This is a genomic window from Microbacterium oleivorans NBRC 103075 (assembly GCF_001552475.1).
GTDB lineage: Bacteria > Actinomycetota > Actinomycetes > Actinomycetales > Microbacteriaceae > Microbacterium > Microbacterium oleivorans.
In genome coordinates this window covers 1-12,732 of record NZ_BCRG01000014.1, presented here as the reverse complement: position 1 = coordinate 12,732, position 12,732 = coordinate 1, and the positions used below count along the sequence as shown (strand labels likewise).

Annotated in this window: 13 protein-coding genes; 5 read left to right on the top strand and 8 right to left on the bottom strand. The window is 66.9% G+C overall.

What is annotated here, in order from left to right; genetic code table 11:
- Nucleotides 1-5: 5 nt before the first annotated feature.
- A complete protein-coding gene (locus MO1_RS12960; protein ID WP_060916248.1) occupies nucleotides 6-932 on the bottom strand; it encodes a heme o synthase in 927 nt (308 codons plus the stop codon).
- Between the two features lie 243 nt (nucleotides 933-1,175).
- On the opposite strand from MO1_RS12960, the gene tkt reads away from it, so the two are divergent.
- From tkt to pgl, 5 genes are read left to right on the top strand one after another with little or no spacing between them, the layout of a single operon-like run.
- On the top strand, nucleotides 1,176-3,257 hold the full coding sequence (gene tkt, locus MO1_RS12955) for a transketolase (protein WP_060916247.1): 2,082 nt from the start codon (nucleotides 1,176-1,178) through the stop codon (nucleotides 3,255-3,257).
- A complete protein-coding gene (gene tal / locus MO1_RS12950) occupies nucleotides 3,254-4,366 on the top strand; it encodes a transaldolase (RefSeq protein ID WP_036308582.1) in 1,113 nt (370 codons plus the stop codon). Before tkt ends, tal begins: the two co-directional genes overlap by 4 nt.
- A gap of 3 nt (nucleotides 4,367-4,369) precedes the next feature.
- Nucleotides 4,370-5,917 (top strand): glucose-6-phosphate dehydrogenase, encoded by a 1,548-nt coding sequence (gene zwf / locus MO1_RS12945; protein ID WP_036308580.1) that lies wholly within the window; start codon nucleotides 4,370-4,372, stop codon nucleotides 5,915-5,917.
- Nucleotides 5,914-6,846: a glucose-6-phosphate dehydrogenase assembly protein OpcA gene (locus tag MO1_RS12940; RefSeq protein WP_060916246.1), complete on the top strand. Its 933-nt coding sequence runs from the start codon at nucleotides 5,914-5,916 to the stop codon at nucleotides 6,844-6,846. Before zwf ends, MO1_RS12940 begins: the two co-directional genes overlap by 4 nt.
- Nucleotides 6,847-6,853: 7 nt before the next feature.
- Entirely contained in the window at nucleotides 6,854-7,633 is a 780-nt protein-coding gene (gene pgl, locus MO1_RS12935) for a 6-phosphogluconolactonase (RefSeq protein WP_060916245.1), read from the top strand.
- A 36-nt stretch (nucleotides 7,634-7,669) separates the two neighbouring features.
- Here the strand turns inward: pgl and MO1_RS12930 are convergent, their stop codons facing one another.
- The 7 genes from MO1_RS12930 to whiA form a co-directional block, all read right to left on the bottom strand.
- A complete protein-coding gene (locus tag MO1_RS12930; RefSeq protein ID WP_036308574.1) occupies nucleotides 7,670-8,026 on the bottom strand; it encodes an RNA polymerase-binding protein RbpA in 357 nt (118 codons plus the stop codon).
- Nucleotides 8,026-8,274 (bottom strand): preprotein translocase subunit SecG, encoded by a 249-nt coding sequence (gene secG, locus MO1_RS12925; RefSeq protein WP_018186506.1) that lies wholly within the window; start codon nucleotides 8,272-8,274, stop codon nucleotides 8,026-8,028. The genes MO1_RS12930 and secG overlap by 1 nt, the downstream gene beginning before the upstream one ends.
- 97 nt (nucleotides 8,275-8,371) lie before the next feature.
- Entirely contained in the window at nucleotides 8,372-9,163 is a 792-nt protein-coding gene (gene tpiA, locus MO1_RS12920) for a triose-phosphate isomerase (RefSeq protein ID WP_060916244.1), read from the bottom strand.
- The gene (locus MO1_RS12915) at nucleotides 9,151-10,368 is read right to left on the bottom strand and encodes a phosphoglycerate kinase (RefSeq protein WP_060916243.1); all 1,218 of its coding nucleotides are present in this window, start codon (nucleotides 10,366-10,368) and stop codon (nucleotides 9,151-9,153) included. The genes tpiA and MO1_RS12915 overlap by 13 nt, the downstream gene beginning before the upstream one ends.
- Nucleotides 10,369-10,370: 2 nt before the next feature.
- A complete protein-coding gene (gap, locus tag MO1_RS12910) occupies nucleotides 10,371-11,381 on the bottom strand; it encodes a type I glyceraldehyde-3-phosphate dehydrogenase (protein WP_036308567.1) in 1,011 nt (336 codons plus the stop codon).
- Nucleotides 11,382-11,516: 135 nt separating this feature from the next.
- Entirely contained in the window at nucleotides 11,517-12,143 is a 627-nt protein-coding gene (locus MO1_RS12905) for a superoxide dismutase (protein ID WP_060916242.1), read from the bottom strand.
- 113 nt (nucleotides 12,144-12,256) lie between these two features.
- Nucleotides 12,257-12,732, bottom strand: a 476-nt coding sequence (gene whiA / locus MO1_RS12900; RefSeq protein ID WP_082724423.1) for a DNA-binding protein WhiA, incomplete at its 5' end; no start/stop codon positions are given.

The following is a 12,732-nucleotide window of genomic DNA, read 5'->3' as shown; positions in this document are numbered from 1 at the left end:
TGCGGTCAGAACGGCAGCAGCGGGTCGATCGCGATTGCGACGAACAGCAGCGTCAAGTAGGTGATGGATGCGTGGAACACTCGCATCGGCTGGACCTTCTCGCCCCGCACCGCGCGGGCGTAGAGGATGTGCGACTCGTAGACGAACCAGCCGCCGAACACCACAGCCGACACGGTGTAGACGAGCCCCATACCGGCGACCGGGATCAAGAGCAGTGAGCTCGCGATGGTCGCCCATGCGTAGAGAATGACCTGAAGACCGACCTGCGCACCGTTGCGGGTCGCGCCCAGCATCGGCACATCCACCTCGGCGTAGTCGCCCTTGTACTTCATGGACAGCGGCCAATAGTGCGGCGGGGTCCAGAGGAAGACGAGCAGGAACAGGATGAACGGGGTCCACGTGAGCGAACTGGTGACCGCCGACCACCCGATGATGACGGGGAAGCATCCGGCGATTCCGCCCCAGACGATGTTCTGCTCCGTGCGGCGCTTCAGCAGGATCGTGTAGATCACGACGTAGAAGAAGATGGCAGTCGCGCTCAGCGCAGCGGCGACCCAATTCGTGAAGGCCAGAAGCCAGAGCGTCGAGACGACGGCGAGGGTCCACGAGAAGACGAGAGCGCCACGGGGTGAGACCTCACCCGTGACGAGGGGTCGATTCTCGGTCCGCTTCATGTGCGCGTCGATATCGCGATCGAGGTACATGTTGAAGGATGCCGCCGAGCCGGCGCTCATGGCACCGCCGACGACCGTCGCGAGGATGAGCCACAGATCGGGAAGGCCGCCCTCGGCGAGGAACATGACGGGGATCGTCGTGACGAGCAGAAGCTCGAGAACCCGAGGCTTCGTCAACTGGACGTAGGCGCGGAAGGTTCGGCCGAACGACTGTCGAGCGGGCGCGGATACGCGCGCGCCGGTGTCCGTGAGTGCCATCGCCCCTGCCGTGTAGATCGTTCCGTCGAGTCTACGGCATCCATCAGAGGCAGTCTCTCCCGCGCCATCAGCCACGCTTCGCCGTGCCATCACCCGCGCTTCGCTCACAGCGCACGTCACAGAGCGCCGCCCGGCCTCGGCGAGGTGCCCGGATCGATATGCTGAAAATCCCCGGCGTGGGACTTCCCTCCTCTTTCGAGACCAGCGGTCGTCCGCGCGGACTCACCGACGAAAGGTTTCCTGGTGTCAGAGCTGGTTTGGGACGAGATCGATCGACGCGCGGTCAACACCGCACGCGTGCTGGCGGCAGATGCTGTCGAGAAGGTCGGTAACGGCCACCCGGGAACCGCGATGAGCCTCGCACCGGCTGCGTACCTCCTCTACCAGCGCGTCCTGCGCCACGACCCGGCCGACACCCACTGGCTGGGTCGCGACCGCTTCATCCTGTCGGCGGGACATTCCTCGCTGACGCAGTACGTGCAGCTGTACCTCGGCGGCTTCGGTCTCGAGCTCGACGATCTCAAGGCGCTTCGCACGTGGGGCTCGCTCACTCCGGGCCACCCCGAGTACGGCCACACCAAGGGCGTCGAGATCACGACCGGCCCCCTCGGCCAGGGCCTCGCCTCCGCCGTCGGCTTCGCCTACGCCGCCCGTTACGAGCGCGGCCTGTTCGACCCCGAGGCGGATGCCGGCACCTCCCCGTTCGATCACCACGTCTTCGTCATCGCCGGGGACGGCGACCTGCAGGAGGGTGTGACCTCCGAGGCCGGCTCCCTCGCCGGTCACCAGCAGCTCGGCAACCTGATCGCCATCTACGACTCCAACCAGATCTCGATCGAGGACGACACCAACGTCGCCTTCACCGAGGACGTCCAGGCCCGTTACGAGGCCTACGGATGGCAGGTGCAGACCGTCGACTGGAAGAAGACCGGCGAGTACGTCGAAGACGTCGCCGCTCTCCACACCGCGATCGAGGCTGCCAAGGCGGAGACGTCGAAGCCCTCTCTCATCATCCTCAGGACGATCATCGGCTGGCCGGCTCCCGGCAAGCAGAACACCGGCAAGATCCACGGATCAGCCCTCGGAGCCGACGAACTCGCCGCAACGAAGAAGGTGCTCGGGTTCGACCCCGAGGAGCACTTCGCCGTCGCCGACGACGTGCTGGCGCACACCCGTTCGCTCGCCGAGCGCGCTGCGACCGACCGGGCCGCGTGGCAGGAGTCCTTCGACGCCTGGGCCACTGCGAACCCGGAGCGCAAAGCCCTCCTCGACCGTCTCGAGGCCGCAACCCTGCCGAACGGCATCGAGACCGCCCTTCCCGCGTTCGAGGCGGGCAAGGATGTGTCGACCCGCGCGGCATCCGGCCTCGTCATCAACGCTCTGGCCGCCGAGCTGCCCGAGCTGTGGGGCGGATCGGCTGACCTCGCCGAATCGAACCTGACGACGATCAAGGACGCGAAGAGCTTCATCCCGTCCGAGTGGTCGACGCACGAATGGTCGGGCGACCCCTACGGGCGCGTCCTGCACTTCGGCATCCGTGAGCACGCCATGGGCGCGATCATCAACGGCATCAAGCTGCACGGACCGACTCGGCCCTTCGGCGGGACGTTCCTGATCTTCAGCGATTACATGCGACCGGCAGTGCGCCTCGCGGCCCTCATGAACATCCCCTCGGTGTTCGTCTGGACGCACGACTCCGTCGCCCTCGGCGAAGACGGTCCGACGCACCAGCCGATCGAACAGCTCGCGACGCTACGCCTCATCCCGAACTTCACCGTCGTGCGTCCCGCGGATGCGAACGAGACGGCCGCCGCGTGGCTCGAGATCCTTCGTCGACAGGACGGGCCGACCGGTATCGCCCTGACCCGCCAGAACATCGCGGTGTTCCCGCGTGGGGAAAACGGCTACGCCACCACCGAGGGCGTCGCGAAGGGTGCCTACGTCCTCCTCGACGCGCCAGAAGGCGAGCCCGATGTCGTCCTGATCGCAACCGGCTCCGAGGTGCAGCTCGCTGTGGCAGCACGTGAGACTCTCGCGGCGGAGGGGATCGGCGCTCGCGTCGTCTCCGCTCCCAGCCTCGAGTGGTTCGCCGAGCAGGATGCTGCTTACCGCGAGTCCGTGATTCCCGCCGCCCTGAAGGCGCGCGTCTCGGTAGAAGCCGGGGCCACCGGCCTCTGGAAGGCGGTCGTCGGCGACACCGGACGCACCGTCGGAATCGACCACTTCGGCGCCTCCGCCGATTACAAGACCCTGTTCGAGAAGTTCGGCGTCACTGCCGAAGCGGTCGTCGAAGCGGCCCGCGCAACCGTCAAGGAGAACGCATGAGCACCCCCACCGAGGACCTGTCCGCCGCCGGCGTCAGCATCTGGCTCGATGACCTCTCACGATCGCGGATCGACACGGGCAACCTCGCCCAGCTGATCGAGACGCGCGACGTGGTCGGCGTCACCACCAACCCGTCGATCTTCCAGGCCGCCATCGGCAACAAGGAAGACGACTCCTACGACGCGCCCCTGCAGACCCTCGCGGGCCAGGGCGCCGACGTCGACACCGCGATCTTCGAGATCACGACGACCGACGTGCGCGACGCCGCCGACATCTTCCGCCCGGTCTTCGACCGCACGAACGGCGTGGACGGACGCGTGTCGATCGAGGTCTCCCCCGACCTCGCTCACGACACCGACGCCACCGTCGCTCAGGCGAAGGAACTGTGGGCGAAGGTCGACCGACCCAACGCGCTCATCAAGATCCCCGCCACGCTGGCCGGTCTGCCCGCGATCAGCGCCGTTCTCGCCGAAGGCATCTCGGTCAACGTGACCCTGATCTTCAGCCTCGAGCGCTACGCCGCGGTCATCGATGCGTACCTCGAAGGTGTCCGCCGGGCCAAGGAGAACGGTCACGACATCTCGACGATCCACTCGGTCGCATCGTTCTTCGTGTCGCGCGTCGACACCGAGGTCGACAAGCGCCTCGAGGCGATCGGCACCAGCGAGGCGGCTGCTCTGAAGGGCAAGGCGGGCATCGCGAATGCTCGTCTCGCCTACGAGCTCTTCGAGAAGCGCTTCGCAGAGTCGGCGGCAGTCGAGCTCATCGCCGCGGGTGCGACCGTGCAGCGTCCCCTGTGGGCCTCCACGGGAGTCAAGGACCCTGCGCTTCCCGACACCTTGTACGTCACCGAGCTGGTCGCCCCGGGCACCGTGAACACGATGCCTGAGAAGACGCTTGAAGCGACCTTCGACCACGCCAAGGTCACCGGCGACACCGTCACCGGTGCCTACGAGGACGCCCACGGCGTCTTCGACCAGCTGGCCGCTGCCGGCGTCGACCTGGTCGATGTCACGCAGGTGCTCGAGGACGAAGGTGTCGAGAAGTTCATCGTCTCCTGGCACGATCTGCAGAGCACGGTGCAGACTGCTCTCGACAGCGCACGCTGACCGATGGTTGCTGAGATCTCGCGGGGGAAGAACCCCCTCCGCGACCCCGACGATCGTCGCCTGAACCGCATCGCGGGTCCGAGCGCGCTCGTGATCTTCGGCGTGACGGGAGACTTGTCGCGCAAAAAGCTCATGCCGGCGGTGTACGACCTCGCCAACCGCGGCCTGCTGCCCCCGGGGTTCGCTCTGGTCGGGTTCGCACGGCGCGACTGGGAGGACCAGGACTTCGCGAAGGTCGTCTACGACGCCGTGCGCCAGCACGCGCGGACGCCCTTCCGCGAGGAAACCTGGAATCAGCTTCTTCAGGGAATCCGGTTCGTGCAGGGCGAGTTCGACGACGCCGCATCCTTCGCCCGCCTCCGCGAGACGGTCGAGAAGCTCGACACCGAGCGCGGCACGATGGGCAATCACGCGTACTACCTGTCGATCCCGCCGAAGGACTTCCCCGTCGTGGCGCGGCAGCTGCGCGACTCCGGTCTCGTCGACGAGACGGCCAAGGGTGACACCTGGCGCCGAGTCGTCATCGAGAAGCCGTTCGGCAGCGACCTGCAGACCGCCCGCGAGCTCAACGAGGCTCTCGAAGTCGCGTTCCCCGCCGACGCCATCTTCCGCATCGACCACTACCTCGGCAAGGAGACGGTCCAGAACATCCTGGCGCTGCGCTTCGCGAACGAGCTGTACGAGCCGCTGTGGAATGCGAACTACGTGGACCATGTCCAGATCACGATGGCCGAGGACATCGGCGTCGGCGGTCGGGCCGGGTACTACGACGGCATCGGCGCGGCTCGCGACGTCATCCAGAACCACCTGCTGCAACTCCTCGCCCTCACCGCGATGGAAGAGCCGATCTCCCTCGACGCGGAGCACCTCCGCGCCGAGAAGGAGAAGGTGCTCGCCGCCGTCACATTGCCGGAGGACCTCGCCTCCGCCACCGCCCGCGGGCAGTACGCCGGTGGATGGCAGGGCGGTGAAGAGGTGACCGGGTTCCTCGACGAAGACGGTATGGACCCGCAGTCCCGCACTGAGACCTACGCCGCCGTCAAGCTCGAGATCGCAACGCGTCGATGGAACGGCGTGCCGTTCTACCTGCGCACCGGCAAGCGTCTCGGTCGCCGTGTCACCGAGATCGCCGTCGTGTTCAAGCACACGCCCCCGCTGCTGTTCCTGCGTTCGCAGGCCCTGCAGCTCGGACAGAACGCCCTCGTCATCCGCATCCAGCCCGACGAAGGCGTGACCCTGCGCTTCGGCTCGAAGGTTCCCGGTGCCGGCAACGAAGTGCGCGACGTCACGATGGACTTCGGCTACGGTCACGCCTTCACCGAGTCGAGCCCCGAGGCCTACGAGCGCCTCATCCTCGACGTCCTGCTGGGTGACCCGCCGCTGTTCCCCCGTCACGAAGAGGTGGAGCTCTCGTGGCGCATCCTCGATCCGATCGAGGAGTTCTGGGCCACACAGGACGAGGCGCTCGAGCAATACTCCCCCGGTTCGTGGGGTCCCCCTTCCGCCGATGAGCTCTTGGCCCGCGACGGCCGCGTCTGGAGGCGCCCATGATCGTCGATCTGCCCGACACCACGGTGTCCACGATCGCGAAGAAGCTCGTGAGTGTGCGCGAAGAGGGCGGCGCTGTCGCCCTCGGTCGCGTGCTCACGCTGGTGATCGTCTCGACCGGAGGATTCGACGAGGAAGCGATCGACGCCGCCAACGCGGCCTCTCGTGAGCACCCCATGCGGGTTATCGTGCTCGTCATCGAACCCGACGCTCCGACGGGCCTCGATGCCCAGATCCGCGTGGGCGGCGACGCCGGCGCGAGCGAGGTCGTTGTGCTCCGCGCCCGCGGCGCCGCAGCCGGCAACCAGGAGAGCCTCGTCAACGGCCTCCTACTGCCCGACGCACCCGTGGTCGCCTGGTGGCCGGAAGATCCGCCTGTCGACGTGGCAGAGTCCCCAATCGGGCGCATGGCGCAGCGACGGATCACGGATGCCTCGACCAAGCCGATCGCACACGACCGTCTCGCCCAGCTCGGCTCGGTGTACGCTCCCGGCGACACCGACCTCGCGTGGACGCGTCTCACGAACTGGCGCGAGCAGCTCGCCGCTGTCCTGGACCAGCCCCCGTTCGAGCCCGTCACAGCCGTCACCGTCGTCGGGGCAGGCAGCTCCCCCTCGACGGGGCTGCTGGCCGCATGGTTGCGCCTCAAGTTGGACGTCGCTGTCGAGTGGCGTTACACCGACTCCGACGAGTGGGCCCACGGCATCCGTTCGGTCACCCTGTCGCGTGCGTCCGGCGACATCGTCCTCGAGCGCACCAGTGCGACTGACGCGACGCTCACCCAGCCCGGTCAGCCCACGCACGACATCGTGCTGCCGCGTCGCTCGCTGCGCGAGTGCCTCGCGGAGGAGCTGCGCCGCCTCGATCCCGACCTCTTGTATGGTCGAGTCATCACCGAAGGGTGGGAGCTCCTCGACCCTCCCACGAGGTAGGAGTCGTATGTCGGAGTTCCGCGCGGAGAAGCGCGTCGTCGTCAGTTCGGATGCCCGGGCACTGGCCGAAGGTGTTGCGAAGCGCTTCTTCCAACGGATCTCGTCACGCGCGACCGACGGGAAGACGACGCACGTCCTTCTCACCGGCGGCACGGCGGGAACAGCTGTCCTGCAGGCCGCCGGCGAGAGCGACGCGCGTCATGAGGTCGACTGGTCGAGGGTTCATTTCTGGTGGGGCGACGAGCGATTCGTCCCCTCGAACGATCCCGCCCGCAACGAGACCGCCGCGAGGGAGGCGTTCCTGTCGCGCATCGACGTCCCCGAGGCGAACATCCACCCGATCGCCGCTGCTGACAGTGGCCGCACCCACGACGAAGCAGCAGCCGACTACGCCGATGAGCTCGCGAGGTTCGGAACCGACGAGCAGGCGTGGCCGCGTTTCACGGTCACGTTCCTCGGCGTCGGACCGGACGGTCACATCGCGTCGCTCTTCCCCGACCGGAGCGAGATCGCGGACACCGAACACGCCGTCCTCGCCGTGCGCGAGTCGCCGGTCCCGCCATCCGAGCGCATCACTCTGACCCGACCAGTGATCAACTCTTCGCGCCGGGTCTGGCTCGTCCTGCCGGGCACCGACAAGGCGTCAGCCCTGGGGCTCGCTCTCGCCGGCGCCAGCTACCACTCGGTGCCCGCTGCCGGAGCGAAGGGTCGCAAGCAGACGGTCTTCTTCGTCGATGAGGCCGCCGCGCAGGGAGTTCCGGAAGAACTGATAGACCCCGAGTTCTAAGAGAACCCGGGGTCTATCGAAGTGAGCGGATGCCGCTCAGCTCTGGCCGCGTCGATCGCGGAGCTGCTGGAGAGCGTCACCGAGGATCGACTCGGCTTCCTCGTCCGTACGCCGTTCCTTCACGTATGCCAAGTGGGTCTTGTAGGGCTCGTTCTTCGAGAGCGCGGGCGGGTTCGCCTTGTCGCGGCCCGCAGGCAGTCCGGAGTGAGGCGAATCGATCGTCTCGGGGATCTCTTCCTCCGAGATGCCTGCCGCGAAGTAGCGCACTGTCTCATTGCCGTGCGCATCCCAGTACGAAACGGCGACGCGATCAGCGTGGTGTCCGTGATCCTGCTCCCCCATGGGCCCCGCGCCCACGCGAGTGCCGCGAATAGCGTTTCCCCCGGTAGCCATCAGATGCTCTGGAACTTCGTGATGAGACCGAGCGCCACGATAGAGACGAACCAGACGAGGGCAAGCACCACGGTGAAGCGGTTGAGGTTGCGCTCAGCGAGGCCCGAGGACCCCATCGCCGAGCTCATGCCGCCGCCGAACATGTCGGAGAGGCCGCCGCCGCGCCCCTTGTGCAAGAGGATGAGGAGCGTGAGCAGGAGGCTGGTGAGTCCCAGCAAGACCTGCAGCACGAGCTGAAGGATGTCCACAGTTGTTGAAAGCCTTTCGGGTCGCCGAGGTGCTCAGCGCTCGCACGAGTATACCGGCTGAGCGGTGCGGCGCCGTGAGGCGCCGCACCGCTCGAGATCACACGCCGACGTGCTTTTGGTATCGGATGATGGCGGCGAACTCGTCGGCCAGGAGACTGGCACCGCCGACGAGGGCTCCGTCGACATCAGGTTCGCGCATGAAGCTGGCGATGTTGCCCGACTTCACCGATCCGCCGTAGAGGATGCGTGTGCGCTCCGCCGCGGCATCCCCGAGCGACTCGGAGATCACGGTACGCAGCGCAGCGCACACTTCCTGTGCCTGCTCGGGCGACGCGACCTGACCGGTGCCGATGGCCCAGACGGGCTCGTACGCCACGACCACATCGGCATCTGCCGAAACGCCCTCGAGAGCGGCACGCAGTTGTGCGACGGCGACGGCAGTGGGACCGGACTCCTCACGCTGCTCGAGCGTCTCACCGACGCAGATGACAGGGACCAGGTCGTGCCGGAGCGCGGCCTGGACCTTCGCCGCGACGACCTCGTCCGACTCGGCGTGGTACTCACGACGCTCGGAGTGACCGATGATCACGTAGTCCGCGGCCAGCTTCTTCAGGAACGCTCCCGAAACCTCGCCGGTGTACGCGCCGGAATCCTTGGTCGACAGATCCTGCGCGCCGAGGGCGAACGGGATCTTGTCGGCGTCGATCAGCGTCTGCACCGTCCGGATGTCGGTGAACGGGGGGAATACGGCGACCTCGACCGAATCGGTCTCGTGCGCGGCATCCTTCAGCGTCCAGTGCAGCTTCTGGACGAACGCGACCGCCTGCAGGTGGTCGAGGTTCATCTTCCAGTTGCCGGCGATGAGGGGCTTGCGAGTCACGCTTCCCATCCGAGGATCTCCAATCCGGGCAGCTTCTTACCCTCGAGGAACTCGAGGCTGGCTCCACCACCGGTGGAGATGTGGCCGAACTGGTCATCGGCGAAGCCGAGCTGACGAACAGCGGCGGCCGAGTCACCGCCGCCCACGACCGACAGGCCGTCGACCTCCGTCAGCGACTGCGCGACCGTCTTCGTGCCCGCCGCGAAGGCAGGCATCTCGAAGACGCCCATCGGACCGTTCCAGAAGACCGTCTTCGCGCCGCGGATCGCGTCCGCGAACAATTCCGCCGTCTTCGGACCGATGTCGAGTCCCATTCCGTCGGCACCGAAGTCGGTGTCTTCGAGGGCATCGGCGGGTGCGACGACGTGATCTGCATCAGCGGCGAACCCGGAGGCCATGACCGCGTCGACGGGCAGGATGAGCTCGACGCCACGCTCGCGCGCCGTCTCCATGTACCGGCGGACGGTGTCGAGTTGGTCGACCTCGAGAAGACTCTTTCCCACCTTGTGGCCCTGGGCCGCGAGGAAGGTGAAGAGCATGCCGCCACCGACGAGGATCTTGTCCACGCGCGGCAGGAGGTGCTCGATGACGCCGAGCTTGTCGCTGACCTTCGACCCGCCGAGGACGACGGCGTAGGGGCGCTCGGGACGCTCGGTCAGGCGGTCGAGGACGTCGACCTCCTTCTCGATGAGGAGCCCCGCCGCCGAAGGCAGCAAGTCGGCGAGGTCGTAGACCGACGCCTGCTTGCGGTGGACGACGCCGAAACCATCGGAGACGAGGACATCGCCGAGAGCGGCGAGTTCTTCTGCGAAGGCACGACGCGTCGCGTCGTCCTTCGCGGTTTCGCCCGCGTTGAAGCGGAGGTTCTCGAGAACGGCGACCTGTCCGTCGGTCAGACCGGCGACGGTGTCCCGCGCCGAGTCAGCGACGGTGTCGGTCGCGAAGGCCACCGGCTGGTCCAGAAGCTCCGCGAGACGTGTCGCTACGGGGGCGAGACTGTACTTCGCGTCCGGCGCTCCGTCGGGGCGGCCGAGGTGGGAGACAGCGACGACGCGCGCCCCCTGCTCGACCAACGCGCGGAGCGTGGGGATGGCCGCACGCACGCGCCCATCGTCCGTGATGACGCCGTCCTTCAGGGGGACGTTGAAGTCAACACGGACGATGACGCGCTTGCCTGCGAGCGAACCCAGCGAATCGAGGGTGCGCAGAGCCATCGTCAGAGCTTGCTGGCGACGAGCTCGGTGAGGTCGACGAGACGGTTCGAGTAGCCCCACTCGTTGTCGTACCAGGACGAGATCTTGACGAGGTTGCCCGACACGTTGGTCAGGCCTGCGTCGAAGACCGACGAGTGCGGGTCGAGCTGGATGTCGCTCGAGACGATCGCGTCGGAGTTGTACTTGAGGAAGCCGACGAGCTCGCCCTCCGAGGCGGCCTTCTCGAACGCGGCGTTGACAGCCTCGACGGTCAGACCCTCGGTCGGGGTGACGACGGTGAGGTCGACGATCGAGCCGGTGGGAACGGGCACGCGGTACGACGAGCCGCTGAGCTTGCCGTTGAGCTCGGGCAGCACGTGGCCGATGGCCTTGGCCGCGCCGGTCGCGGCGGGGACGATGTTGATCGCCGCAGCGCGCGCGCGGTGCAGGTCGCTGTGCGGGCCGTCCTGGAGGTTCTGGTCGGCCGTGTAGGCGTGGGCCGTCATCATGAAGCCGCGCTCGATGCCGAAGTTGTCGTTGAAGACCTTGGCGATCGGGGCGAGGCAGTTCGTGGTGCAGGACGCGTTCGAGATGACGTGCATCGTCTCGGAGTCGTAGGTGCCGTCGTTGACGCCCATGACGAACGTGCCGTCGACGTCGGTGCCGGGTGCCGAGATGATGACCTTCTTGGCGCCGCCGGCGATGTGCTTCTTGGCGTCTTCCGCCTTGGTGAAGCGACCGGTCGACTCGATGACGATGTCGACACCCAGGTCACCCCAGGGAAGGTTGGCGGGGTCGCGCTCTTCGAAGACCTTGATGGTCTTGCCGTTCACGGTGATCGAGTCCTCCGTGTACGAGACGTCAGCGTCGAGACGCCCGCCGACGGAGTCGTACTTGAGGAGGTGAGCGAGGCTCTTGTTGTCGGTGAGGTCGTTCACCGCCACGATCTCCAGGTCAGCTCCCTGCGCGAGCGCCGCGCGGAGGAAGTTGCGTCCGATACGGCCGAAGCCGTTGATGCCGATCTTGACAGACACGTTGTCTCCCGTTTCTCGTCGCGCACGCCCCAGGAAGGGGTCGATCGCGATGTGCTGGAAAAGAGAGAGGATGCCGGGGCTCAGCCCCCGTTGCCGGGAGGAGCCCGGCATCCTCACCTGTGAACGACCCTACTACTAGAGCAGGCCCACCGTCTTCTCGCGGGCAGCGTCGAGACGCGTGGCGACGTTCTGCCAGTTGGCGATGTTCCACGCGGCCTTCACGTAGTCCGCCTTGACGTTGAGGTAGTCGAGGTAGAAGGCGTGCTCCCACATGTCGAGCTGGAAGATCGGGACGGTGCCCTGAGCCGTGTTCGACTGCTGATCGAACAGCTGCTGGATGATGAGCTGCTCACCGATCGGGTCCCAGCTGAGGACGGCCCAGCCGGAGCCCTGGATGCCGGTAGCGGCGGCGGCGAAGTGCGCCTGGAACTTGTCGAACCCACCGAAGAACTCGTCGATGGCGGCGCGGAGCTCACCCTCGGGTTCGCCACCGCCACCCTGCGACGCCGGGGCCAGGTTGGTCCAGAAGATCGAGTGGTTGACGTGTCCGCCGAGGTTGAACGCGAGGTCCTTCTCCAGCTTGTTCACGTTCGCCAGGTTGCCGGTCTCACGGGCTTCAGCGAGCTGCTCGAGGGCGGTGTTCGCTCCCGTGACGTACGCCTGGTGGTGCTTCGAGTGGTGAAGCTCCATGATCTTGCCGCTGATGCTCGGCTCGAGCGCGGAGTAGTCGTACGGGAGCTCAGGCAGGGTGTACTTCGCCATGTCCTCTTCCTTCTGTCGGTGCCGCGCACACGGCGCAGCCGGTCGGATTCATCCTATTGAGGGCCAACCCACCGGGCACCCGGTTGCTTCCCGGGAAGAGGCGATGTATCCCGTCAGTCTTCGAGGCCGGCGGGGACAGCGGACTCCGTGTCCGGAATGCCGTCCTGCGCAGCCTTCTTGTCGGCCATGGCGAGAAGACGACGGATGCGGCCCGCGACGGCATCCTTCGTCAAGGGCGGATCTGCGTGGTGGCCGAGCTCGTCGAGGCTCGCGTCACGATGCGCGAGACGGAGATCGCCCGCCTGCTTGAGGTGATCGGGAACGGTGTCGCCCAGGATTTCGAGTGCGCGTTCGACGCGCGCGCACGCGGCGACGGCGGCCTGCGCGGAACGGCGGAGGTTGGCGTCATCGAAGTTGACGAGGCGGTTCACGCCAGCGCGCACTTCCCGGCGCTGACGCATCTCCTCCCACGCCGCTGCGGTCTTCTGCGCACCCATCATGAGCAGCGTCGCGCGGATCGCCTCACCGTCGCGCACGACGACGCGGGGCACGCCGCGGACCTCCCGGGCCTTGGCGGCGATGCCGAGCC